Source organism: Oceanobacillus sp. GQ8 (genome assembly GCF_059758495.1).
In genome coordinates, this window is the sequence record NZ_JCAXEV010000003.1 from 101,583 (window position 1) to 127,592 (window position 26,010).

Sequence of the window (26,010 nt, forward strand, 5' to 3'; positions counted from 1 at the left end):
TAAAAAATACCAGATTCCTTTTAGATAAAGGATGTCTGGTATTTCTTGTTATGGGGTAACAATTGTCCCATCAGGTATTCTGCTTTGCGTCCATTCATGTGGTCTATATACCACTGGATATTCTGCTGCTTTTTCTTCATCAAAATCAACACCAATCCCTGGCTTATCAATTGGATAAAGAAAGCCTTTTTTGGGCTTAGGGACATAACTAAATAGTGATTCTGTGGTTTCTTTAACATGTATATTTTCTTGGATAGCTGCATTGTGAAGATGAATATTTAAGTGTGTATTGACAGCCATTCCGATAGGTGTAATATCAGATGGCGTATGCCAAGCCATTCTAATTCCCATTGCATTACAGAAATGAGCAAGTTTAAGCGCAGGGGTAATACCACCAATTTGCGATACATGACAACGCATATAATCGACACGGCGGTTGGTTATGAGTTCTTTCCACTCCATCGGATTATTAAACAGTTCACCAGTTGCGAGTGGTGTAGCTGATTGAGAACGTAACTGCTCCAGCCATTCATTTTGATCAGGAGGCAAAATGTCCTCGATATAATATGGTTTGTATGCTTCTACATCCTTGGCGAAATTAATTGCCTGGTTTGGGAAAAGTCGTTCATGAACATCATGTAGAATTTCGAAAGAGAAACCGTATTTTTCACGAATTGATTTGAACATGTGGACGGTTGTCTGCATGTAGCTATTTTGATCAAAATAGGAACCCACACTAGGGTTTTCGGTAGTGTGTAAATGATCTGCTAGACCACCATAAAAGCCTAATTGACAGCGGATATGCTGATATCCTTCTTCTAAAATGGTATCAATTTGCTTATAAAGGTCATCCAAACTATCTGCAACAGCATGCGTATAGGAAGCGATGGCATCACGTGATTTTCCACCGAAGAGTTGGTATAAAGGCATATTTGCTTGCTTTCCTTTAATGTCCCAAAGTGCCATATCCACGCCAGAAATGGCATTATTAATAACAGGTCCGTTTCTCCAATAACTATTAACCATCATCATCTGCCAAATATCTTCAATATGGTTGGCATCTTTGCCAATAAGTATAGGTTTTAGATATTCGTCAACCATTGTTTTAACTGCAAGTGGCCGTTGTTGAAAAGTTGCACACCCGTATCCGTGTACGCCTTTATTTGTTTCAACTTTTACCACAATTAAATTATGTCTATCAGGTCGAGTAATGTAGCATTTTACATCGGTAATTAATATAGGACTCATTGAGGCACCTCTATTCTAAGCTTTTACTATTTCATTGAAACACTAGCAATAACACCATGTCAATTTGGATTGGTATCATCACCTATAAGCGATAAAAACCAGTCCAATTTATATTTTTAAATTGATAGAATCCTTTCGTATCAAGGGTTTGACTTGATTATCATGTCATTTTTGTACGTTTTTTTGTTTGATGATTGTGTGTTATATTTTTCTTTGAAAGCGCGCACAAATATTTCGTCGAAGGGGTGGAGACATGAGCGAAAGTAATCAAGAAAAAGTAGTGAAAAGCATTATTGATTATTTAGGTGGTAAAGAAAACATCAGTAATGCATGGCATTGTATGACTCGATTACGCTTTGAGATAAAAGATGAATCTCTTATAGAAGAGGAAAACATTAAAAGTATTCCAGAGGTAATGGGGGCGCAGAATCAAAACAATCAATACCAAATTATTATCGGAACAGAAGTAGAGTCTTATTTTGAAGTGTTAGCTAGTAAGCTAGGAATAAGTGGGGCTGAATCTTCCTCCAATGGAAATAAGGGAGAGAAAAAGAGTCTGATCACCATGTTTATGGACATTGTTTCAGGTGTTTTCGGACCAATTGTCCCAGCTATAGCAGGGGCGGGGATGATCAAAGGTTTAATAGCTGGGTTTGTGGCATTAGGTGTCGTATCTGATGAAAGTCAGACGATTCAAGTGTTGGATATGCTAGCAAGTGGTGTGTTTACGTTCTTACCATTCTTCATAGCAGCATCTGCAGCAAAAATCTTTAAAACAAATCAATATTTAGCAATAGCCATTGCAGCAGCAATGCAATATCCTACGATGACGGACGCTGCAGCAGCTGGAAATATTGATGCATTTCATATTTTTGGACTTATACCGATACCAGTCTTTAATTATGCCGGAAATGTAATCCCTATCATTTTTGCTGTATTTGTTTTAAGTTACGTGCAGCGTTGGGTTGATAAAGTATTACCTAAAGTCTTTAGAACAGTGTTTACTCCGACTTTTTCATTATTTATTGCTGGATTAATTGCGTTTATAGTGATTGGGCCAATTGGAATTCATTTAGGACGAGGACTAGCAGATGTAATTGCCTGGTTATTTGATGTGTCACCTATTTTAGCAGGAGTCGTTGTAGGGACAATCAGACCGGTAGCTATTTTGACTGGCTTACATCATGCAATGACACCTATTGCTTTACAAAATTTTTCCGACCAAGGTTACGACATGTTAATGCCAATGATGTTCATGGCAAACATGGCCATTGCTGGTGCGACACTTGCTATGTACCGCAAAGCAAAATCACAAAATGAAAGATCGATCATTGTGTCATCATCATTTTCAGCGTTTTTAGGAATTACCGAGCCAGCACTATTTGGTGTTCTGACAAAATATAAGCGTGGGTTACTTGCAGCAACAATAGGGAGTGCACTTGCATCAGCTTTCATTAGTGCATTTGGTGTACGTATTTACGGTTACATTTTATCTAGTATTTTCAGTTTACCAGCTTATATCGGTGAATATTTCATCTTTGCTATTTTAGGTATTGTCATAGCTATTGTCGTTGCTTATATAGCGGCTACCTTATTATCTAAATCAAATGAGAAATTGGAACCAACAGGAGCAAAAACAGAATTAAGGGAAGAAGAATTAACAGCAGTAGCAACAGGTAACTATGTTGCCATTGATCAAGTAGCAGATGAAGCATTTGCTTCAAAATCACTTGGTGATGGTTATGCAATAAAACCGAGTAAGAGTGAAATCTTCTCACCAGTTTCCGGTAAAATAAAAACCGTCTTTCCAACCAAACATGCGATAGGAATTGAAACCAATAGTGGATTAGAAGTCTTAATTCATATGGGGATAGAGACCGTTAGTTTAGATGGAAAACCGTTCGAAGTATTAGTGAAGCCGGGTGACGTGGTTGACAAGAAGACACAGATTGCGACGATGGATATAGAAGAATTAGAAAAAAACAAAATTGATACAACGACGATGGTCGTGGTAACAAATATGGAAAAAGTAAAATCACTTCCTGAAGCGACAAAACAATCGTATTCTGCAGGAGAGAAGATCGGTGATATTCTACCAAACTAAACTGTAGATGGAATGGTTTTAAATAAATCATATAGTGTCAGAATATAACAGTTTAATAGTTAGGTGAAAAATAAACTTATCGACCTTGGCTCATAATTAGTATGAGCTGAGGTTGATTTTGTTGTAAGAACGAGAGAAAATTAAAGATTTATCCTTATTGAAAGAATATTATATGTAATGTATGATAATGCCTATAGTAAATGTGTTGGGAATAAAGGCTTTTTAGCCTCATTTAAGATTTTTCTATTGAACGGAAGCTAATCATTAAATATAAATTAGAGAGAAGCGTTAAGAAATGAAAAAGAAAGAATTTATTATTAATGATGTGTTAAGTAAAATCTATCAAAATTATTATACGGACGGTAAATTGCCGACACAACGCCAATTAGCGGAATTTTATGAGGTATCTAGGTATACTATCCAGGATGCGATTGTTAAACTGCAGGATATTGGTGTGATTAATGTGGTTCAAGGTTCTGGTATTTACGTGCAGAAAAATGTTAGCCAAAATCCTCTCATTTATAATTCGATAACAGCAACACCGTATTCACGCATCTCATCTAAGCCAATTTATCTAAAAAAAGAAGTAGCAACAGAAGCAGATCAGCGCATGTTCGAAATTGAAAAGGGAGATGAAATTTGGGAGTTTCAAAGAATAAGAAATGTCAATTACCAAATTGTCCAGATTGAAAATTCCAGATTACCTTATAAATTGTTCCCAAATTTAAAAGAGGAAGATATCTCTAATTCTATACAGGAGTACGTGCAACGGAAAGGGTATGAAATTTCCCACTATATTACGTCCTATACACCAGTATTGATTAATAAAGAACAATCCCAATTGATGTCTTGTAAAAAAGGCCTTCCAGCCATGAATATTCAAAATAGGTGTATGCTTAGAGGAGGAACTGTCTACGAGTATAGTGAGGTCATTGCTCTAGATTATTCTTGTACCTATATTACCCCATTTAATAAACAGAACCATTCACAACGAAAGCAGAAGAAATAAGTATGAAAGGCTTCATAAGAGTTTTATAATACTTTAACTAGAAGTACTTTATTTACTCCAAATGTTGCTGATTTTGAACTAGAGACTTTAATTGATAATGTATGAGAAATAACCCACCTATGATAATTGGTGGGTTTTCTTTAAAAGAGACAGGATGCATCCAGCATCCTCAGTGTAGGCTAAAGCTGTTAGTTACACTTGAGTTGAAACTATTCTTAATGGAAATCTTGGGAATCTGTTTCAACACAGTTTTTGTAACCGAGCATCCTACAAAAAAACTAAGGAACTCCTATCCCTGCTTAGCAAAAAAGTCATTCTCTAAACCTCTCAATCGAAAACTGCGAAATATCTACATCATTTTTACCAGAATTGATCAAATTACTTAACGCCTGTCCAACTACACTGCTGAATTTAAATCCATGTCCTGAGAATCCTGCTGCAATCGCAACATTCGAATGCTTAGGATGTAGGTCAATAATGAATTTATCATCAGGGGTATGTGTATACATACATGTTTTACCATACTTCAATTGCCAAATATCAGGGATGTATTGATTCATAAATTGTGCCAAATCTCCTTCATCTTCTGCTAGTTCACCAAATCCTATCGGAGATTCATCCGGGTGTATAGGATTTCCGCCATCATGACGGCCTACTTTTAAACCGGATCCATCTATACTCGGGAATCCATAATATATTCCTTGGGGTGTATCAAATGCAAAGGCTGGAAAACGGCTATGATTATAGGTAGTCTCATTAGCGTCAAACCAAGCAAATGTTTTCCTCACAGGTGTAAGTGGAAGCTCCAAATCCAACATAGAAAGGAGTTCACCTGACCATGCTCCTGCCGAAACCACTAGCGCATCCGAGTAAAGAGTCTGTTTGTCTGTCTTGATTGTTACTTTTTCTTCTTGAATGGAAATGTCTCTTACTCTACTATTTGGGAGAATTGTAGCACCATTCTGTTCAGCAAGTGCTTGGTATGCTTTAATAATTTCCTCACTTTTTAGAACGCCAGACGTAGGTTCAAAGCAACCAATAAAGTCGTTAGGTAACGTAATGCTAGCCCAACGATTCTGCACTCCATTAGCATCCATTACATCAAGGGGCAAATCATACTTTTTAGCACTAGAAGTAATATTTTGGATGAAATTGGATTCTGCATTTCCAACATTAAGTACACCAGTTTGAGTGAATAACTGCTTTCCAGAAGCCTTTTCTAAATCATGCCATAACTCTTGCGCTCTAAGAATAAATGGAACATATTCTTCACCCTCACCATAGGCATAGCGAATAATTCTCGTGTCCCCATGATGACTCCCTTTGTTATGTGGTGGGATATAGGAGTCTAATAATAAGGTTTTTTTCCCACTCTTGGATAAATAATAACCTGCTGCCATGCCCATTGATCCTGCACCAATTACGATTACGTCATAGTTCATACCATCTAACCTCCTATAATGACTACCTTACGTATAATGAACACAATTAATTTTTATCTAGCGCCATTTAGCTATTGGCTAATAAGAAATTCATATCCCTTAACAAAAGAACCACATAAATCCATAGCGGGTTGTATGTGGTTTTTATGGATGTTCTTTATTTTTTGTTCGCTGAAATGATTAAAAACATTGGTCTCCGATTTTCATCTGCTATCAGAGGGTCTTTTTTTGCCATTTCCTCAGTAGGATATGATTCCTTCACTTCCTTTATAAGAAAACCAGAATCAATTAGGTCGTTGATATAGGTGGAAATGGTACGATGGTATTTTGTCACATGTTCATTTAAAAAGGACGTTTCACGCACGCCTTCCATTTGATAGTAATCAACTGGCCAGTGCAGGCGATTCCCTTGTTCATCATAATACCAGTCTTGTTCTTTTCGAGAAGTGAAAATGGGATGTTCAACAGAAAAAACAAAGCTTCCCCCAGGCTTTAGCGAATCATAAACCTTTCCACAAATTGTTTTAAATGACTTAATATAGTGAAATGCAAGGGAACTAATCACCACGTCAAATGAAGAGCGTGAAAAATCAATGTCTTCGATAGGCGTTTTAATATATGAAATGGAAGGATCTTTTGTCATTTCACGAGCTCGTTGAATCATTTTTTCAGAAATATCTACACCTGTGACAGAGCTTGCCTTCTGCTCCCGTGCATATCGACAATGCCAGCCGAAACCACAGCCTAAATCAAGAACTGTTTTATCCTTAAGGTCCGGTAATAGTTCCTTTAAAATATGCCATTCCCCAGCACCTTCAAGCCCATGAAAGGAGCGTGGCATTTGTTCGTATGCAGAAAAGAAATTCGGATCGTCATATTTATCCCGGTGCAACCGTCCGTAAAACTCCCACTTCAAAACAGTGGGAGTAAACGGACGCTAACACCCCGATTCGTTCAACTAACAACCAGTGGAAAGAACGAAACCCCCCACTGATTGAAGTTTCACTTTATCCTGTTTCATCGTGAATCCATCTCCTATTTTTAATATGTTCAAGCAGGATTAATCAGCAGCACAGCTCCAAGCAGAACGATAAGAATGAAAACGTAACGCTCGAATTTATGACTAGGGATACGCCGATGTAAATACGCACCTAAAAATGTTGCGGCAATGATAAAAGGCAAGGAAAGGCCGAAGAGCGTAAATAAATCCATTGTCCATAGTCCTCCAAGTGCTTGGCCTAGTACCACCATTATCCCAGAAATAAGAAAATGAGCTTGCAATGTTCCTCGAAAGCGATCTGGACTCCACCGACGCATTGTGCCGTAAATAACAACGGGTACACCATTGAAGTTATAAGCACTTCCAAGTGTTCCCGCAGCAAAACCGAACGGTAACGCCCAAGCTGGACTATCCAACAAAGGACGTTGTGCTGACTTCGTAATCATTGGTTTGGCCAGTGAATACGCTCCATATGCAACAAGAAATATGCCAAGTGCAACCGTGATCACCATGGCAGGAGCATAAAGGACTAAGACCAGGCCAGCAGGAATGCCGAGCAGGGTAGTAATGGCTAATCGAATTAGTGCTGGTCGATCAATGTGACGCCATCCTGTAGACACAGCGAGCAAAGCCACTGTAAGTCCGGCTAATCCTATCAGCGATATGGAAGTATGTAAATCTATTGGTAATAGTGCAAGTAGAGGCATTCCTACTACAGCTTCCCCAAAACCAAACGTAGCTCTCATCAAAGAGCCGATGAAAACAACGGCAATGACCAGTAGGATGAGTGTGGTAGACATATAAAACAACTCCAGTAGCTCAAATTGCAGCTTAAAATATAACATTCATTATCTACCTTTATTTTATCATAGTGGTGAAACAATATGGCTTAGTTGGGGCTAATTGAGTGGGGATTTTAAAGAATCTTTTTTGAAAAAACCTAGCATTTGGCCAAAGCCTTCCTACCTTCTAAAAATCGTTGGATAAATTCCATGAACTGGCAGAATTGTATAAAATAATTTAAAATCTATTTTAGAACTAGATTACATAGAAAGGTAGATTTTAATGAATTTTAATCGTCATTTTTTGATTGGAATGCTAACAATCGGATTGATCTTTTTAGCTGCATGTGAGAATTCTTCTGCCGAGTCTAGCGCTACGACAGACAACGAGTCAGAAGATAGGAATGAAACCCAAACGGCAAATGAAAATGGAGAGGCTGTAGAGGAGGAAGCAGAGAAAGATCCGGGTTCAAATGCAGACGAATCGAATCAAGCCAACTCGCAGGAAAGTACAACGGAAGAAGCGGAAACTACTGAAAAAGTAGAAACAGCTAATGATGATGCCACAGAAGAAGATACCTCGACTAAGAGTACAGTAAGCAAGAAAGAAGAGTACCTCCAGAAATTAAAAGATGCAAAAATTGAAACACATGAGCAGCGGGAAGAATCAGCAGATGGCATAACAATCGAGTTAAAAGGTGTGGAAGGGAATTTATTCGACCTGTGGGACGGATTATTAAACGAAATTTATGGAGTCCTAGAGGAGCAACTTTCTACAGAAGAAATGGAGCAACTTTCTACAGAAGAAATGGAGCAACTGAGAGTAGAACAACGTGAATGGATTAAGCACCGCGATAACAAGGCAGAGGAGGCATCCCTAGAATATGAAGGGGGCACAGCAGAACACCTAGTATATACAACAGTCCTTAACGACCTTACGATAGAACGATGCACGGAATTGGTTGAGGAGTATATGAAGTAATGAGTAGAGCACTCTCGGTTGAGCGTGCTCTTTATTTTGGCTGATGTTAGCTCGTTCAAGGGCGATAATTTCTTATTCTCGGAGGATGTACTTTCATTCTTGGCCGAAGTTCTCCTGCTCACGGCCGATGATCTCCCGCCTACAACTGATGACCTCAGGCTCACGGGCGATGTTCACTTATTCACGGCTGATGTTCTAAGTTCACAGCCGATGCTCTGCACGATTTCCGGCAGCTGTCACGCGAATTGCTGCAGCCGACACGCGACTTTCAGTAGCTCCAACGCGCGTACTCACAGCCGCCCCCAAACACCTATCAACCATCAACTAGACGCTCTAAGATCCTTTTTACGCAGTAGTGTATTCAACTGCTCTGAGCATAGAAGCATCACGGCAATATAGATCACGATGAAAAACGGGAAGATTGCAATTGTTGAATGGGATGCAATTAAACCAAGGATCGGCGGTAGGAAGGTGCTGCCTGTGTATGCTAACGCCATTTGGTATCCCATAATAGTCTGGGAATGGGTCTTCCCAAAGCGTGTTGGCGTTTCATGTAACATACATGGAAAAATAGGCGCTAAACCAAATCCTATCATGATAAAACCTGCAAGTGAGAATGTAGTTGGAAAGGGCAACACAAGAAGGACAGCACCAACTAATGCGATAATTTGTCCCACTCGAATCAGCATACGGTTGCTCAATTTAAACGTAACAAAACCGGTTAGAAATCTACCAACCGTTAATCCACCCCAATAAAGGGAAACCCATTGGGCAGCAGCGGATGCTGACAGATCTTTGACATCCACAAGAAAACTACTTCCCCAAAGTCCCACTGTTGTTTCCACCCCGCAATAAAACAGGAAGGACAACAGTGCGAGTTTCACTCCTTTTATTTGCAGAGGCTTTTTATGCTTTGTATTTTCTTGAGTTTCATCATGAATCGCTTCCGTTTCCTCATTTAATGCCATGTTCCTGTTTTGCGCTACTCTCTTCCATAATGGGAAGGAAAATAACAGGACTGCTGCTAAGGCGAACTGGATGCCGGCAATGGTTAGATAACCATTTCTCCATGCCTGTTGTCCTGTAATAAATTGGGCCATGATGATTGGTCCCAAGGTTGCGCCCACACCCCAAAAACTATGTAACCAACTCATATGGTGTGCCTTATAATGTAGTGCCACATAATTGTTTAGTGCTGTATCTACAGCACCAGCTCCTAAGCCAAGAGGTATAGCGCATAGAACCAACCAAATGATCGATGGCGCGAAATAAAATCCAAGTAAAGCACCTGCCGTCAATAAGACGCTGACAAAGGTAACCTTCGCAGTTCCGAATTGTTTAATGACCTTTCCACTTACTAAACTGGAAATGATTGTACCAGCAGAGATGATCATAAACAGGTATCCTGCTGCCTCAAGAGGAGCGCCTATGTCTTCTTGTATCACGGGCCACGCAGCGCCTAATAAGGGATCAGGTAATCCTAAACTAATAAAAGCCAAATAAATAACAAGCAAAAGTAATAAAGTCATGTTTACTCCGTTTCTCCTAACGTTAATTTTTGTTGCGTCCTGTAACGACTGAAAAAAAATAGGTTTCCTCCAGTTCACTCTCACAAAAAATGAATATATGTGGATTAATAATAGCAACAATCGAGGCTACTAATCTACTAATAGCATTAATCTCAGCCTCACAATTTATTATTTCTTTCCTTGCTCCATTTACTTTTGTTAAAGCTTGTTGACGTTCCAATATACCCAATACATGTATCACTATATTTTCCATATGAAAACACCCCAAGCATCAATTTTTATATATTGATATTTGGAGTGCACTAAATTTAGGAAGTACTTTTTCCATCTTTTTTGTATCTAGGAGGGAGCGATTATGGCTGTTCCGCCAAGACATCAATCAAATTACAGCTTTCTTAATTCATGCAAAATATTTTCTGGATCCAACCGCTGCATAAAGTCCGGATTTACGTAAACAGAACGTACGATTCCGAATTCGTCAATCATAAAGGTGGAAGGAATAGGTAGTACCCAACGGTTCGTAGCATTGTATTCCATTAAATCCATACCAACTTGTTTCATAATTTCCTGAATGTATTCCGGGACGTCGTAAAGGACGTTATAGAAAGCAGCCACGAGGCCATGTGTATCGCTTAGAACTTGAAAGGTCAGCTCCTCTTTCTCCTGCTGGGAAGCGTGTTATCCGGGCTTTGCGGGCTGATCGCGATCAATCGTCCTCCAAGGGCTTCGATTTCCGGTAGAAGTTTCTCATAGGCTTTAAGTTGACTGTTGCAAAACGGGCACCATCCACCTCGGTAGAAAGTCAGGACAACAGGACCTTTGGATAGTTCCTCATATAGGTTAACCTCTTCGCCCACAGCATTCTTTAGTGTAAAATCCTTTGCCTTTTGCCCTTCCTGCGGTCCATAGGCAATATCAGATTCTTGTTGCTCTCGGATTTGACGAAACATCTCCGTTTGAATATCTAAAGGTGTATGGGCTATAAATTCCTTTTTGGCTTTCGCTAAAGCTTGAGTTAATGACATGTTTTGCATCTCCTTTTTAATTGGAACTTTCTCAGTCGAACTTGTTATAAATTAAAAAGACTTGCTGGCTAATTTTAATGCTGAATGTCAGGTAATGGTGCTTTATTCGCCAGACATCTCGGTAGGTGTTACGTTTGCTGCCATCCTGTCTTGCCTGCGCAATTGAATGACTTGTACTGTCAAACCAACAATGAGAGCAACGAATAGGATGGCTTGAGCGGCCAATAGAATTGGCGATTTTACATCGGCAGCTATTGGGTTGCCGTCTGGAACACGGGTCAGGATCTCGGTAACAGTCGGTAGCATTAGCAGAAACGCCGTCAAACTAAGGGAAATTGTTTCAAGGTAGTTGCCCGCACGCCCAAAGCGCGTATTTCTCCCAATGCCGTAACCGACTAGCAACAATAGAATAGTTGTCGTTCCAATGATATAGCTGACCGACTGATGTGCAATAGGAAAAACGGTAATCGCACCAATCAGCATTGAAACAAAGTAAATGATACCTGGTCTTGAGCGAGGCACGATCCTTCCGTAGCGAGCAAACATATATATAGCAAGCGGAATAGCGGGTAAACTGCTGAGCGTATGAACCCAGCCAAATGATGAAATTCCAAACATAATTGTCTCCTTCCAGTCCTTAAGGACAAGGTATTTTTTTACTTCTAGTGACCAGATATTAATGGCTAAAAGCTTTCTAATTGAATCGGTAATAGTTTATTTGGTCTCTAAGTTAGCTCCATTCGGTTTTCGCACTTACACGGTGAAGAAACTGTCAGTTCGAATGTCTCATCCAGCGAAAAGCGAGAACCATTACGTGAATAAGCTATAGATTCCCATGGGCAGTACGGCGAGAACAATACAACTATCTACTAGAAGGGAGGTTGAAAGCAAGCTTTCTTAAGTATAAATGTCGGTGCACTTGTCAATCTGAACAAAACTTACACACTCTTGTTGTCACCTCATGGCTTAGCAAGCGCGGTTTGCCTCATGATCTCTAATAAATGATCGTGGGATGGGTGGTCCTAACCGCGACTACGCTGGAAGATCAACAAAGTGAACAAGAACGCGGCGAGGTGTCCTCAGCCGATTTGGTAAACGAAATGAACGGTATATACAGAGGGCTATCCTAGATAGTGTAGCCTGCACGCTAGGCGATAAATCAAGGAAGGGGGCAGGTTATACTCCCTTCATTTCGTTCATTGCCTGCACCCATTGCCATCGTGGCTAGCGCGCAGTGAGACGTTCCAGGAGTTGGTCAGTCACAATACCGAATATCTTCGGATCGCCAAAAGCCCGTGCCGAAAGCATCGCGCCGTGAACCGTTGCCATGAACGTTTCGGCCTCCTCACGAGGGGTACTAACAAGGTAAAGTTGCCCCTCGCGCGCACCGCGCTCCAGCACGGATGTCAACCATTCAGACAGGTAGCGGAAATGTTCTTGGACCTCTGCTCCAACTTTCTCTGGGAGGACGGGGAGCTGGCTTGCCAATAATGCGCAGACACAAAAGGGAGCGCTCGCATCCGTGATGCAGGCTTCCCAATAACCAGTATAGCTCCGAAGCTGTTCAAGCGGCTCGGATACCTGTAGTTCGATGTTCGCCATTCCCTCTTTAGCTTCTTGCCGATACCGCGAAACCAGCTTTTGTACAAGATCGATCTTACTTGGGAAGTGGTAATGGATACTCGCTTTACGAATCCCCACCACATCAGCTATATCGGCATAGCTGAAACTGTTGTAGCCACCAGTGATGATTAGAGAACGTGCACAAGCCAAAATGTCATCTTGAGTGGTAGATAAATTTGTCATGTCTCTGCTTTACCTCCTTGTAGTAGTTTGCCAACAATCCATCACCTTGTTACTTGCAGGGCGAAAGTACTGCAGTGGAACGAACTCGTCGAATCATCAGTACAGCTAGATAAAAATACGCCAAGCCCGAATGGGAACATAGGTGTTAACTAGATGTGTCACATTTATCCTACCATTTGGTAGGTAGGTTGTCAATGTATTGATTTTTTGTCTAAAAATGAGCTCTTTCGTAAGGGAAGCATGCAAGAAGGAAGGAGATTCGTTTTTATATGTTAATTTCTCGGCATTTTATAAAATGAACTTCATCCTATTCCCTTCCTATACCGCTTATGGAAGTTTGTTAGCAATGAGCTTCCATACCTCTTCAAACTTCTCCTGATAAAACATATCATCCCAACGGTCTGCAAAGTATGGATTATGAAAATATACAAATGCCGTAATAATAGGAGGACCGGAATTTTTTAATCCACTAATGGATTCCGCTTTTTCTGCTAACTGTTCCAAGTGAACTTTAACAAGGGTTTGTGTTCGCTCTAAATAATCCGTATATAATCGAAACATTCGTTTATCATCATGATAGAGTTTTTTCTTTGTAGTAGCCAGAAGCCATAGCCAATCATGGAGTGCTATAGCAGAACTTGCTCCTTTAGGCGCTTCCCACTCTAATAATTCTTTGGAAGTAGTTTCTAACCACTTAAGTGCAAGTTGCTGTAATAAGTCCTCTTTATTTTTGTAGTGTTTGTACAATGCAGCATGAGTAACGCCAAGTTCTTTTGCAATATCTGAGAGAGTGGTTTTTTGTACACCTTTCTTTATGATGATATCTTCTGTAACAGCAAAAATCTTCTCTTTTGTAAGTAAAGCCATTGTGCTTCCTCCTAGTTTTGCTCTGAAGTTTATTATACAGTAAGATGGCTAAGTTACAAAATATTGACTTTGTAACTATATCCGGTATAATAACTGGTGTGGGTTACAAATTATTAAAAATGTAACCAACCCTCGTCCAAGTGATTAATATGAATTCATTGGAATTGGAACGTAAAACAAGTTACTTAGAATGCAAGGAGGCAACTCCTCTCTCACATTCGGCTTCAAAAATGTAAGAAAAAATAGGCAAAATAGGCATGCCTAAATCTACTATATGAGGAGCTATATGATGATAAAAGAATCAACTACAACATCTGATTTGCGCGTTGCGCTTGTTACTGGGGGAACTGGTGGGATTGGCCAGGCCATAGTAAAAAAATTAGCCAAGAAGGGAATTGCTGTTGCTGTGCATTATTCAAGCAATAAGCATAAAGCAGAGACGTTGGTGAATGAGATTGTAAAGCAGGGTGGAAAAGCAATTAGTATAGGTGGAGATGTAGCGGATGAAAAAGCTGTGGAGAATGCTTTCGATCTAGTTGAAGAAAAATTGGGTGGAGTAGACGTCGTAATTAATACAGCAGGTATCATGATACTCAGCTCTATTACAGAGCTTAACTTAGCTGATTTAGATAAAATGCACCGCACAAATATTCGCGGTACATTTGTGGTATCCCAACAAGCAGCGCGACGTGTAAGAAAAGGTGGCGCAATTATCAATATTTCTACCTCGGTAACTCGTACGCAACTTCCAACATACGGGGCATATGTTGCAAGTAAAGCCGCAGTTGAATCCATAACCTTGATATTGGCTCGAGAATTACGTGGCAAGGATATCACAGTGAATGCCATAGCTCCAGGTCCCACGGCAACACAACTATTTTTAGATGGTAAAGATGAACAAACAATTCGTAACCTGTCTAATGCAGCGCCAGTTGAGCGTCTTGGTACACCAGAAGAAATTGCTGACACCGTAACATATTTAGCAACTTCAGGTCGCTGGATTAATGGGCAAGTTATATTTGCAAACGGCGGTCTCGCGTAGGAGAAATAGATGGTTCTCAATCAAGGTTAATTTAGCGATTAGGGAACTTTAGAAGACTATACTCTAATGAATAACTTGCGCATACAAAAAGGTCAATTTTAAAAGGAGCAAAATTTGCTCCTTTTATTTTGCTGTTATTCCTTTTTAGCAGTCTGAGACATTATAATGTTATATTGACCTAAAATGACATTAGTGTTATTCTACTTTTGTAAAAGTTAGAAAAATCAATACAAAACAGTAACCGCTTACAATAATTGGATTTATCCCGGATTAAGCGTCCGTAAGACTCCCACTTCATTACATCAAGTAAGAGAAGACAGACGCTAACACCCCGATTCGTTCAACTAACAATCAGTGGGGAAGTAATAAAACGCCTACTGATTGAAGGTTCACTTTATCAAAAGGAAGGGTAGACATGACAGTTAGGTTCGTATTACGGAATGTAAAAAGGTTAGATGAAAGTTCTTCAGATATTGTCGTGGCAGATAGTAGAATTGTAGACATTGTTCCACCAAATACAGGTATCGGGGAAAACATTATTGACTTTAAGAATAATGTTTACGTTTCCAGTGGTTGGATTGATATGCATGTACATGCCTTCCCGGAATTTGATCCATACGGAGATGAGATTGACGAGATTGGTTATAAACTAGGTGTCACCACAATTGTAGATGCTGGAAGTACAGGCGCAGATCAAATACATAGCTTGGTTAATTATTCGAAAAGGGCAAAAACCAATGTATTTGCCATGCTTAATATTTCACAGATAGGTTTAAAACAAATTGATGAGTTATCCAATCTTACGTGGTTGAATGAAGAAGAACTATTAAAAGCAGTAGCGAACTATAAGGATTTTATCATTGGACTAAAAGCGAGAATCAGCAAAAGTGTCGTTGGTCAAAATGGTGTGGAACCTTTAAAAGTAGCACGTGATTTTTCTAAGAATACTAATTTGCCGCTTATGGTTCATATTGGCTCTGGTCCACCAGGTATTGAGGAAGTCCTGGCATTAATGGAAGAAAAGGATATTCTTACGCATTATTTAAATGGGAAAAGCAATAATCTATTTGGGGATTTAGGTGAGCCTCTTCCTACATTTCTTCAAGCGATAAAACGAGGCGTTCATTTAGATGTTGGCCACGGAAACGCAAGTTTTTCTTTTCGTACAGCAGAGCAGGCAAAAGAACATGGAATCAAGTTTGACACCATCAGCACCGACATCTATCGAAAGAACAGGTTACATGGACCAGTGTTCAGCATGGCTGACCTCTTAACAAAGTTTCTATATCTAGGTTATTCCCTGCAGGAGATAATAGATGCGGTTACCGTTAATGCCGCAAAATGGTTGAAAAAGCCTGAATTAGGAAGGATTGCTTCAGGCGATATTGCAAATCTCACATTGTTTTCAGTTGAAGATCAGTCAGTGGTGTTAAGCGATTCTGAAGGAGAAGAAAGAGAACACGATAAAAAGATTGTGGTAAAAGGAGTGGTGATGAATGGTGAATACATTGAATGCTAAGTATGGGTTAAAAAGAGTAATCAATGCAAGTGGAAGAATGAGTATTTTGGGTGTTTCTGCTCCATCGAATAATGTAATGGAAGCCATGAAAATCGGCGGTCAAAGTTATGTGGAAATTGCTGATTTGGTTGATAAAGCAGGGGAGCATATTGCCGGTCTGCTTGAATCGGAAGCTGCAATCGTCGTAAACTCTGCATCAAGCGGGATTGCGTTATCCATCGCAGGCCTTGTCACGGAAGGGAATCTTCGCAAGAGTGAACGGCTTCACCAAGATGTGATCTCAAAAAACGAAATTGTTTTACTAAAAGGCCATAACGTACAATATGGTGCACCAATTGAAACAATGGTATATCTTGGCGGTGGAAAACTAGTAGAGGCTGGTTATGCCAATGAAGGCAAAGCAGAGCATATTGCCGAGGCAATAAATGAAAATACAGCCGCCATTCTATACGTTAAGTCACATCATGCTGTTCAAAAAAACATGATATCTGTGGAAGAAGCTTGGGAGGTTGCTAAAGCCAATAATGTGCCACTAATCGTGGATGCAGCCGCGGAGGAAGATGTTAAAAAATATGTACAAGTGTCAGATTTAGCCATCTATAGCGGTTCAAAATCCATCGAGGGACCTACATCTGGAATCGTTGCTGGAAAGAAAAAATACATGGAATGGTTAAAAGTACAAATGCATTGTATCGGCCGGAGTATGAAGGTTGGGAAGGAAACAACCTTTGGCCTGTTGCAAGCATTGGACGAGTTTTTTGTCAAAAAGGACAATAGTAAAAAGGAAAAGGCCAGTCTTGAGGTGCTAACATCACTCCAGTCATTGGAAGGAGTAAAAGTAGAGATTGTACAAGATGAAGCGGGACGAGAAATCTATCGAGCACGGATACATATTGACCCAGCTGCTTCCAACACCACAGCAAAGGAAGTAAATGACAAGCTAAAGAATGGAGAAATTGCGATTTATACAAGAGATTACGGGGTACGTCAAGGCTTTTTCGATATTGATCCACGTCCATTACAAGGCGAGGAAATTTATTTAATTGAAGAGAGATTAAAAGCAATTTTGGGAGGACAAGAATAATGAACATCGAAAAACGTTTCTATCAAAACCGTGTTGCTTTAAATGTATTAGCCAATAGTGTCGAAAACGCTAAACATGTTTTTGAAGCCGCGGAAGGCCATGCATTAGTGGGGGTGCTTTCAAAGGATTATCCTACAGTAGACACAGCTGTTAAGGCAATGAAGGAATATGGGGAAGCAATCGATAACAGTGTTTCCATTGGTTTAGGTGCCGGTGACAATAGACAGGCTGCGGTTGTATCGGACATTGCTACATATTATCCTGGTAGCCACATTAACCAAGTATTCCCGTCAGTTGGAGCTACACGGGCAAATTTAGGAGAAAAGGATAGCTGGATCAACGCCCTTGTATCTCCAACAGGTCAAATTGGCTACGTTAATATTTCGACAGGTCCCTATAGTGCTGTGGTAGGGGAGGCAGCTATTGTTCCGATTGAAGCAGCCATTGCCCTTGTTCGTGATATGGGAGGGAATGCCTTAAAATATTTCCCAATGAAGGGTTTAAAGCATGAAGATGAGTATCGTAAGGTCGCAAAAGTTTGTGGAGAGGATGGATTTGCTTTAGAACCAACTGGCGGGATTGATCTGGATAACTTCGCGACCATCTTGGAAATTGCATTAGAAGCAAAAGTGCCAAAGATTATTCCACATGTCTATTCTTCGATTATTAACAAAGAAACAGGAGAGACAAATGAGGAAGACGTAAGAAAACTGCTTGCCATCACAAAAGAGTTGGTTGCAAAATATGCCTAAAAAAGTAGTTGCATTTGGGGAAGTTATGATGCGTTTGATGGCACCAGGTTATGAGCTGCTTGCACAAGCGAATACCCTACAATACTCCTTTTCAGGCACAGGGGTGAATGTAGTTTCTGCAATGACGAAGTTTGGCTATGATGGATACCTTGTCACAAAATTACCGAGTAATCCTCTAGGCGATGCTGCTGTTGCTTCCCTACAACGTTTAGGGATCGAGAGGACCTTTATTTCCAAGGGTGGTAACTATATCGGAATGTACTTTTTAGAAAATGGCTTTGGGCAACGCTCAAGTCGAGTGACCTATACGAATCGTTTGGAAAGCAGTTTTAATACAGCGGAGCTTTCCGATTATAATTTGGATTTGATTGCGGAGACTGCTGACATTATTCACTTTTGCGGAATTACACTTGCGATGACAGATCAAGTCCGTGAGAACATGAAGATACTTGCTCAAAAAGTGAAAGAAAAAGGTGGCCTTGTTTGCTTTGATTGTAACTATCGCCCTTCATTATGGAGCGGGGGATATGCTCAAGCAAAACCACATTATGAAGATTTCCTCTCTTTAGCAGATATCGTGATGATGAATGAACAAGATGCCAAGTTTATTTTAGAAATGGAGACAGATAAAACATCAAGAGAGGCACAATTAAAAGATCTTATTCCAAAGGTAGCAAAGATGTTCAATATCCAGATAATTGCTGGTACGCATCGATCCATTAATGGTGATAATACACATTCACTTCGGGGCTATATTTATAAACAGGATACATTTGTGTTCTCGAAGCCATTACGCTTTTCTGTATTGGATAGAATTGGCGCAGGTGATGCTTTTACAAGTGGGGTTTTGCATGGAGAACTTGCTGGTTTTCCTGAAACGAAAACAGTGGAGTTCGCAGCAACTGCAGGTATGCTTGCTTGTACGATTGTTGGGGATACCCCGGCCGCGTCAGAAACGGAAATGCTGTCGGCGATGGCGGGAACGATTGAAGATATTAAACGGTAAGGTAGGAGAATGGAAATGATGGTGAAGAAAACGAAAGGTCCACTGTATATACAAATTAAAGAAATATTAAAAGATCGCGTTTTAAATGGCGAGTACGCTCTAAATACATACATTCCCTCCGAACCTCAATTGGAAAATGAATTCACTGTCAGTAAAATCACAGTGCGAAATGCAATTAAAGAACTCGTCCAGGAAGGTTATCTTGAAAAGAAAAGTGGGAGAGGGACGAAAGTGATTGCGAATGTTTCCGTTGCGAAGCTAGCAAAAGGAAAGCACTTTACCGAGATTCTAGTTGAGGAAGGCCACCGTATTACAAAAAATGTATTAAGCATTAAGCAGGTCGAATTAGTAGACTGCACGGATCTTAGGTCATTACTTGGAGATCAGTGTATTAAAATTGAGCGGGTTTATTCATTGAATAATGAACCGTATATCTACTTTATTCACTATCTTTCTTTGAAATTAAGTGAAGAAGAGATAAAGGATGTTCAAATCACTTCTTTATATCGCTTTTTGGAAGAACATCATATTCGGCCTGAATCATTTCGAGATGAGTTCCAAGTTTCCGTTGCGCCTGCTTATATTAAAAAAGCATTAAAATTAGAAGAAAGCTCTTCCGTTTTAAAAAGGATAAGGCGTTCTAGCGATGAAGATGGAAATATCGTGGAATATAGTGAGGGGTACTATAACACCGCAAAGCAAAACTATGTAGTTTCCTATAATGATTCAAATCAATAACATTCGTTAAAAAAGGATGTCAAGATGGGAATTTACATTTAATGAAACAATGGTTACGTCGATCTTTAAAAAATCAGTTAACTGTCTTTATACTAATTGTGGTATTAATACCAATATGCCTTTTAGGCCTGTTTTCCTACTTTACGACTATAAATGTATCAAAAGAGCGCGCATCCATATCTGGAGAAAGTTCAATTAATCAACTTCAGGACGCGATGGAGTTTATTGTAAATGATATTGAGAATATGTCCGTATTTTTAATTGGTAACCATACTGTTCAAAATTATTTAACCGAAAAAGGGGATCTTGTAAAGCAACAGAGAGATATTTATGGCTTTCTATCGAATCTCGCATTTCCCAAAAAATACATTGAAAATATTTTAATAATTCCCTTTAATGGTAATCCAAATATAGCAACTAATTTAACGACACTAGATAAAGATTATAAATTTAATGATATAACCAAAAATAAATGGTGGTCTAATAAGGAAACAAATCAGTCATTAAAGGGACAAAAAGAGACGATCACGATGACTAGATTCATTAGAAGTACGAATAATTATAAGCCGTTGGGATATTTATCTATAAGTTTAGATCAGAGTGTGATTAGAGAATATTTGAATTCCATTGACCTTGAATGGAAAGGTTCTATATTCATTATGAATAATGGTAAAGTGTTGGCAGAGAACAGAGATGGAGCGACAGATGATTTAGATCTATCAAAATTGAGTACATTTATTAAGGATCGAGACAGTGACGAAAACTTTGTCTTTGAATTTGCACAAAAAAAGGCAACTGTTTTCACTAAGGGAATCCCATCTGTGAATTGGAATCTGGTAGAAGTAATCCCTTTTGAAGAATATAGCTCACAGAATCGTTATTTTCTTTGGTTAACTGTTTATTCAGTTATTTTGGCAGCACTCCTTGTTACCTGTCTTGTTATCTTTTTTATTTCGAAGGTGTTTAGCCCGTTGACGGCTTTAACCGAATCCATAAAAAGGTCGAATCCAGGAGAGAATTTGAAAACAGTTGACTCCTACACGGATAATGAGATCGGTGAATTGATAAGAAGCTACAATGACCTCAACGACCGAATTGTTGCATTAATGGATAAGGTGAAAAAAAATGAGTCCATTAAGCGTCAAGTGGATTTGTTAGCACTTCAATCGCAAATAAACCCACACTTTTTATATAACACCTTAGCTTCTGTCCATTGGATTGCATTAAGTACAAAGTCATATGATATATCAAAGGTTGTCTCCTCTTTAAGCAACTTCTTAAGGTTCAGTCTTAACAAGGGAAATGAATATTGTACGGTAGAACAAGAAGTAGGCAGCTTAATTCATTATTTAGAGATTCAAAAAATACGATACCCAAATAGTTTTCAAATGGATTTATCAATACCAGATGAAATAAAACAAAACCTAACATTGAAGCTTATCCTTCAACCTTTAATAGAAAATAGTATAAATCATGGTTTTTTTCCGCTTAATGATCACTACGGAATGATACATGTAATCGCAAAAGAGCAAGACGGCTATATGCGTTTTTCTGTAGAAGACAATGGGATAGGAATGCATGATGAGAAGGTCAAAGGACTAAATGAACAGTTTATCGAAGATCAAGACACTGAAGTTGTCATTGGGAAAAACTACGGTCTACGAAATGTAAACTTGAGACTCATTTTACATTTCGGGCGAGCATCGCGATTGAATATTGCTAGCAAGATAAACAAAGGAACAATAGTCAGTTTTTCTGTTCCAATAAAAGGAAGATGAAGTGATGAAAGTTTTAATTGCTGATGATGAGGTTATAATTCGAGAAGGCATTTCCAATGTAATACCCTGGATAGAACATGGTTTTACTTTATTAAAACCAGTTTCGTCTGCGGAAGAAGTGATTGAGCAATTAGAAACGGAATGTCCAGACATTTTGATTTCAGATATCCGAATGAGAGGGATGACGGGGTTAGAATTAGTCACCTATATTGCAGAGAATGATTACCAGATTGAGACCATATTATTAACGGGCTACGACGATTTTGATTATGTTCAAGAGGCTATTCGTCAAAATGTTTGCGATTATTTGTTGAAAACTAGCTCTCCCGATGAGATTGTATCAGCTGTAGAAAGAGCTAGAAAAAGAGTTGAAAAAGTGAAGGAATATAATAACTTAAAAGAATCAGCGGATGAGCGTCACATTGACTTTCAATTAAGGGAAGCTTTACTACAAAAGTCTAAAGCATTCGATTATAAGCAATTGATAGAATCTGTTCCGATTTTAAAGGAACCACCCTATCAGCTTATTCTTATTGATTCCCCTACTAGTTCTAAAATCATTCAAAACCACGAAGAATTTTGGAATACCATTATCAATGGCAAGTGGGTTAGTAATCATATTCATACATTGATCATAACGAAGCGGGAAAAGTATTTAAATGATGATTATCTTTTGCAAATTGCCTCAAGAAAAGTGAAGGAAATTTATCAGAAGCCGATTATCGTAAGTTCAATTGTAAGCTCATTAGATGAACTACCAAATTTGTATAAACAAGTGAAAGAATTAACCCCATACCAATGGATTTTGCCAGAGCGTACGATATTAAATGAGCAGGATATAATGAAACGAAATGGTATCTCTTATCATGAATTTGCAGTAAAGCATAAAAATGAATTAATCAACTGTTTAAAAGAAGGAAATGAAGAAAAATTAAAAAGCTGGGTCACGGATTTTGTTAACTGGTTGTTTTCCCATCCCGAGGCAACGCCGGAATCCATTCAATTCTATGTGGAAAATTTGTATATCGAGAGTATTAGAGCTATTAATTTCCTTTTGGGCACTAAGGAACGTGGGAATTATGAATCATTGCAGCCTGTAGCTAATTGGTTTAAACATCCAAAGGAAGAGTTATTTTCGAAATTTTGGGTTATATTAAATAATTTTAAGTCTAGTTACAATAAGAGTGCTAATTATGTCGAGGATTCAATTTTATATATGGAAGGCCACCTTGGAGAACCGATTTCGCTTAAGGAAGTCGCTGATAAGATATCCATTCATCCCAATTATTTAAGCGAAGTCATACGCAAGAAAACCGGAAAATCATATTTGGAGCTTTTAACAGATTTACGGATTAAAAAAGCTGTTGATTACCTTACTTACACCTCAATAAGTATTAAGGAAATAGCTCAATTAGTAGGGTATAACGACAGTAAATATTTCACGAAAATTTTTAAAGGACATTACAATATGACACCCACACAATATAGGAATGGTCATTTCCAAAGTAAATAAGTGTACTAAAAAGGGAGAGATAGTTTTATGAGGCAACTTGGAGTATCTATTTATCCGGAAAGATCTTCTCTAGAAGACGATAAAAGGTATTTAAAATTAGCTAAGGAGAATGGATTTTCTCGTGTGTTTACATGCTTGCTTTCAGCAGAAGAACCAAAAGAAGAAATTGCACATAAATTTAAAGAAATTATATTTTTTGCAAAGGAACTAGATTTGGAAGTTATTTTGGATGTATCCCCAGGCGTGTTTGCTCGCCTTGGAATTAGTTATAATGATCTTAGCTTCTTTGCACAATTAGGTGCGGATGGTATCCGCTTAGATGACGTATTTGATGGGAAAACGGAAGCAAATTTAACTTTTAATAGATTCAATTTAAAAATTGAATTAAATATGAGTAATGACATTGACTATCTAAATAATATCCTTTCACATCAACCGAATAAACATAACATTATTGGTTGCCATAATTTTTATCCACAAAGATTCACAGGCTTGTCTTACGATTTTTTTGTTAGATGTTCTAAGAGATTTAAGGAACATGGAATTAGAACAGCGGCATTTCTGTCTTCCTCAAGTGGTCATATAGGACCTTGGAATATTAATGATGGATTATGTACTTTGGAAGAACATAGGAATCTACCTATTCACGTTCAAGCTAAACATTTATGGGCTACCGGCTTAATTGATGATGTGATTATTGGCAATGCATATGCAAGTGATGAAGAACTTATCTCATTAGGAAGTTTGAACCGATATTTATTAGAAGTTGAAATCGAATTAGAGGAAAGGATATCTTCTGTAGAGAAACAAATCATTTTTGAGGAGAAACATGTACGAAGAGGAGATATTAGTGAATACTTGGTTCGTTCCACCGAGGTAAGGAAGAAATTCTCTAACTTCGACATTCCTCTACTTTCAGTGAAAAAACAAAAAGTTGGTGATGTAGTAATAGGCAACAATTCTTTCGGGAAATATAAGGCGGAGCTTCAAATTGTTTTAAAAGAAATACCAGAAGATGAAAGGAAAAACATTGTTGCAAAAGTGGTCCCTGAAGAATTATTTCTACTGAATTACATTGAACCATGGAGTTCCTTCAAATTCGTGGATAATAAAAGTGGTAAAAAGAAAAAGGCCAAAAGAGTTAATTAAACGATGAAACATATTTAAGAACGAATTCTTTTAAGAAATCGTTCTTTTTCTTCGGCCATTATGGAATAACTTTAACGGGTCTAAACTCCAGAACTACCTTGTAGGGCTTGGTATATAGCTATTAGCAAGGGTGGGAAAGCGAAGGGGAATCTGAAGGATATCAGCGGCATGATGTAATATGGCAGACAAATAAAATTTTGAATTTTTAGAAGTTACTTTGATTTGTCACCCCCTATCCGTAAAATACCCACCTTACTATAATGTAAGCGCTATTATAAACTTAAAATATAGAATAAAAAGGGGTGGTTATACATGAAAAAGTTATTATTAATACTATTAGTTCTTTTTCTCGCTTTAGTTGGGTGTAGTGCAGGAGGTGGAGATGATAAAGCCTCAGGTAACGATTCTGATAAATTAAAACTATCAATTTGGCATAACTTTGCCGGGGATGATTTGCGTGCTAGAACTGTTCGAGATATGATCACGCAATTCCAAAAGGATCATCCAAACATTGAAATTGATGAACAAGCAATTCCAGTTGATGGATACCGCCAAAGAATAAGTACTGTCGCCGCAGCAGATGAACTTCCTGATGTATTTTTAACTTATGCGGGTAGTTTTACGGATGAATTTCAAAAAAGTAACTTAATTCAACCAATAAATGAAATATTTGAAGAAAATCCTGAATGGAAAGATAAATTCTTGGAAGGTGCTTTGGATCCATACAATTATGACGGAGAATTATATTCAGCCCCTGTTGCAATGTCATCTACCTCTTTCTTATATTACAACAAGTCATTATTTGAGGAAAATAACTTAGATGTTCCAACGACATGGGACGAATTAATTGAAACAATTGACGTGTTTAATGAAAAAGGTATTACGCCTCTAGCAATGGGGAATAAGGCGCCATGGGTTGCACAATCTACAACATTTGGTGCAATTGCTGACCGAGTAACTGGTACAGAATGGTTTATGGATGCTGTTAAACAAGAAGGCGCCTCATTCACAGATCCTACTTTCATTGACGCTTTAAGTCACTTTAAAGAACTTGTTGATCATGGAGCTTATTCTGAAGGTGCAAATAGTTTGGATAATACGCAAGCTGAACAATACTTTGCTCAGGAAAAAGCAGCAATGATGATTAACGGCTCATGGACGATTAGTAGTTTATCGACTTCCGTTTCCGAAGATGTATTAGAGAATATTGGTATTACAACTGTACCTGCAATTGAAGATGGAAAAGGTGCAGGTAATACGATTACAGGTGGACCTGGTGGCGGTTACTTATTAAGCAGTAAAACAGAAGGCGCTACTAAAGATGCTGCATTAGAATTAATCTACTATTTAAGTAACGAAAAAGCACAAAAAGAAATTGCAGAAAGTAATTCAATGGTTATGTATGACCTGGAGCTTGATCAAGATGTTATTAATCCACTTTTCTATGAAGCATATAACCTTGTGAAAAATTCTAAGTTTGCTCCAGTTTACGATCTATATTTAACTTCTGCGGGTGCTGAAGCAGTCAATAATGGATTGCAGGAAATTATGTTAGGTGGAGATGTTGAAAAAATAGCCGAAAATATTCAAAGAGCTCAAACATCAGATAAATAGGAACTGTAACATACAGCAAAG

The 26,010-nt window shown here is 38.6% G+C and carries 23 protein-coding genes and 2 pseudogenes; 15 read left to right on the forward strand and 10 right to left on the reverse strand.

Annotation, left to right across the window (positions count from 1 at the left end):
* Positions 1–48 precede the first annotated feature (48 nt).
* Complete coding sequence (locus tag AC6CHS_RS09480; RefSeq protein WP_498235784.1) at positions 49–1,248, reverse strand: enolase C-terminal domain-like protein; 1,200 nt, start codon at positions 1,246–1,248, stop codon at positions 49–51.
* Between the two features lie 253 nt (positions 1,249–1,501).
* Here AC6CHS_RS09480 and AC6CHS_RS09485 point away from each other — a divergent pair, with 253 nt between their 5' ends.
* Together AC6CHS_RS09485 and AC6CHS_RS09490 are read left to right on the forward strand one after the other, a co-directional pair.
* Entirely contained in the window at positions 1,502–3,352 is a 1,851-nt protein-coding gene (locus AC6CHS_RS09485) for a glucose PTS transporter subunit IIA (RefSeq protein ID WP_498235785.1), read from the forward strand.
* Between the two features lie 295 nt (positions 3,353–3,647).
* Entirely contained in the window at positions 3,648–4,361 is a 714-nt protein-coding gene (locus AC6CHS_RS09490; protein ID WP_036576612.1) for a GntR family transcriptional regulator, read from the forward strand.
* A gap of 311 nt (positions 4,362–4,672) precedes the next feature.
* Here the strand turns inward: AC6CHS_RS09490 and solA are convergent, their stop codons facing one another.
* The 3 genes from solA to AC6CHS_RS09505 form a co-directional block, all read right to left on the reverse strand.
* Entirely contained in the window at positions 4,673–5,803 is a 1,131-nt protein-coding gene (gene solA / locus AC6CHS_RS09495) for an N-methyl-L-tryptophan oxidase (protein ID WP_498235786.1), read from the reverse strand.
* A gap of 157 nt (positions 5,804–5,960) precedes the next feature.
* A complete protein-coding gene (locus AC6CHS_RS09500) occupies positions 5,961–6,695 on the reverse strand; it encodes a class I SAM-dependent methyltransferase (RefSeq protein WP_498236461.1) in 735 nt (244 codons plus the stop codon).
* A 158-nt stretch (positions 6,696–6,853) separates the two neighbouring features.
* The gene (locus tag AC6CHS_RS09505) at positions 6,854–7,648 is read right to left on the reverse strand and encodes a sulfite exporter TauE/SafE family protein (protein WP_498235787.1); all 795 of its coding nucleotides are present in this window, start codon (positions 7,646–7,648) and stop codon (positions 6,854–6,856) included.
* Between the two features lie 220 nt (positions 7,649–7,868).
* Between AC6CHS_RS09505 and AC6CHS_RS09510 the strand changes: the two genes are divergently transcribed.
* Positions 7,869–8,567: a lysozyme inhibitor LprI family protein gene (locus AC6CHS_RS09510; RefSeq protein ID WP_498235788.1), complete on the forward strand. Its 699-nt coding sequence runs from the start codon at positions 7,869–7,871 to the stop codon at positions 8,565–8,567.
* Positions 8,568–8,887: 320 nt separating this feature from the next.
* Here AC6CHS_RS09510 and AC6CHS_RS09515 read toward each other — a convergent pair whose 3' ends face one another.
* The 4 genes and pseudogenes from AC6CHS_RS09515 to AC6CHS_RS09530 all read right to left on the reverse strand — a co-directional run bounded on the left by AC6CHS_RS09515 (position 8,888) and on the right by AC6CHS_RS09530 (position 11,643).
* Positions 8,888–10,096 carry an MFS transporter gene (locus AC6CHS_RS09515; protein WP_498235789.1) on the reverse strand — a complete coding sequence of 403 codons (1,209 nt, stop codon included), beginning with the start codon at positions 10,094–10,096 and terminating at the stop codon, positions 8,888–8,890.
* 22 nt (positions 10,097–10,118) lie between these two features.
* Positions 10,119–10,349, reverse strand: a complete 231-nt coding sequence (locus AC6CHS_RS09520; RefSeq protein WP_498235790.1) for a hypothetical protein — start codon at positions 10,347–10,349, stop codon at positions 10,119–10,121.
* A 131-nt stretch (positions 10,350–10,480) separates the two neighbouring features.
* Positions 10,481–11,130, reverse strand: a pseudogene (locus AC6CHS_RS09525) (peroxiredoxin-like family protein).
* Between the two features lie 93 nt (positions 11,131–11,223).
* Entirely contained in the window at positions 11,224–11,643 is a 420-nt protein-coding gene (locus AC6CHS_RS09530) for a hypothetical protein (protein WP_498235791.1), read from the reverse strand.
* A gap of 479 nt (positions 11,644–12,122) precedes the next feature.
* On the opposite strand from AC6CHS_RS09530, the gene AC6CHS_RS09535 reads away from it, so the two are divergent.
* Complete coding sequence (locus AC6CHS_RS09535; RefSeq protein ID WP_498235792.1) at positions 12,123–12,251, forward strand: hypothetical protein; 129 nt, start codon at positions 12,123–12,125, stop codon at positions 12,249–12,251.
* Positions 12,252–12,345: 94 nt separating this feature from the next.
* On the opposite strand, the gene AC6CHS_RS09540 is transcribed toward AC6CHS_RS09535, so the two are convergent.
* Together AC6CHS_RS09540 and AC6CHS_RS09545 are read right to left on the reverse strand one after the other, a co-directional pair.
* Positions 12,346–12,927 (reverse strand): TetR/AcrR family transcriptional regulator, encoded by a 582-nt coding sequence (locus tag AC6CHS_RS09540; RefSeq protein WP_498235793.1) that lies wholly within the window; start codon positions 12,925–12,927, stop codon positions 12,346–12,348.
* Between the two features lie 327 nt (positions 12,928–13,254).
* Positions 13,255–13,794, reverse strand: coding sequence for a TetR/AcrR family transcriptional regulator (locus tag AC6CHS_RS09545; RefSeq protein ID WP_498235794.1), 540 nt, complete (start codon positions 13,792–13,794; stop codon positions 13,255–13,257).
* A 289-nt stretch (positions 13,795–14,083) separates the two neighbouring features.
* Between AC6CHS_RS09545 and AC6CHS_RS09550 the strand changes: the two genes are divergently transcribed.
* The 11 genes and pseudogenes from AC6CHS_RS09550 (at position 14,084) to AC6CHS_RS09600 (ending at position 25,989) form a co-directional block, all read left to right on the forward strand.
* Positions 14,084–14,836 (forward strand): SDR family oxidoreductase, encoded by a 753-nt coding sequence (locus tag AC6CHS_RS09550; protein ID WP_498235795.1) that lies wholly within the window; start codon positions 14,084–14,086, stop codon positions 14,834–14,836.
* Between the two features lie 415 nt (positions 14,837–15,251).
* On the forward strand, positions 15,252–16,355 hold the full coding sequence (locus AC6CHS_RS09555) for an amidohydrolase/deacetylase family metallohydrolase (RefSeq protein ID WP_498235796.1): 1,104 nt from the start codon (positions 15,252–15,254) through the stop codon (positions 16,353–16,355).
* Positions 16,333–17,439 carry a DgaE family pyridoxal phosphate-dependent ammonia lyase gene (locus AC6CHS_RS09560; RefSeq protein ID WP_498235797.1) on the forward strand — a complete coding sequence of 369 codons (1,107 nt, stop codon included), beginning with the start codon at positions 16,333–16,335 and terminating at the stop codon, positions 17,437–17,439. Before AC6CHS_RS09555 ends, AC6CHS_RS09560 begins: the two co-directional genes overlap by 23 nt.
* On the forward strand, positions 17,436–18,191 hold the full coding sequence (gene dagF, locus AC6CHS_RS09565; protein ID WP_498236463.1) for a 2-dehydro-3-deoxy-phosphogluconate aldolase: 756 nt from the start codon (positions 17,436–17,438) through the stop codon (positions 18,189–18,191). Before AC6CHS_RS09560 ends, dagF begins: the two co-directional genes overlap by 4 nt.
* The gene (locus AC6CHS_RS09570; protein ID WP_498235798.1) at positions 18,184–19,197 is read left to right on the forward strand and encodes a sugar kinase; all 1,014 of its coding nucleotides are present in this window, start codon (positions 18,184–18,186) and stop codon (positions 19,195–19,197) included. Before dagF ends, AC6CHS_RS09570 begins: the two co-directional genes overlap by 8 nt.
* Positions 19,198–19,212: 15 nt before the next feature.
* A complete protein-coding gene (locus tag AC6CHS_RS09575; protein WP_498235799.1) occupies positions 19,213–19,935 on the forward strand; it encodes a GntR family transcriptional regulator in 723 nt (240 codons plus the stop codon).
* Between the two features lie 41 nt (positions 19,936–19,976).
* Positions 19,977–21,713 carry a sensor histidine kinase gene (locus AC6CHS_RS09580; protein WP_498235800.1) on the forward strand — a complete coding sequence of 579 codons (1,737 nt, stop codon included), beginning with the start codon at positions 19,977–19,979 and terminating at the stop codon, positions 21,711–21,713.
* A gap of 4 nt (positions 21,714–21,717) precedes the next feature.
* Positions 21,718–23,226, forward strand: a complete 1,509-nt coding sequence (locus AC6CHS_RS09585; protein WP_498235801.1) for a response regulator transcription factor — start codon at positions 21,718–21,720, stop codon at positions 23,224–23,226.
* A gap of 27 nt (positions 23,227–23,253) precedes the next feature.
* A pseudogene (locus AC6CHS_RS09590) lies at positions 23,254–23,952 on the forward strand (DUF871 domain-containing protein); the annotation flags it as partial.
* Positions 23,953–23,997: 45 nt separating this feature from the next.
* Entirely contained in the window at positions 23,998–24,375 is a 378-nt protein-coding gene (locus AC6CHS_RS09595; RefSeq protein WP_498236465.1) for a phospho-sugar glycosidase domain-containing protein, read from the forward strand.
* A gap of 312 nt (positions 24,376–24,687) precedes the next feature.
* The gene (locus AC6CHS_RS09600) at positions 24,688–25,989 is read left to right on the forward strand and encodes an extracellular solute-binding protein (RefSeq protein WP_498235802.1); all 1,302 of its coding nucleotides are present in this window, start codon (positions 24,688–24,690) and stop codon (positions 25,987–25,989) included.
* The last annotated feature ends 21 nt before the right edge of the window (positions 25,990–26,010 follow it).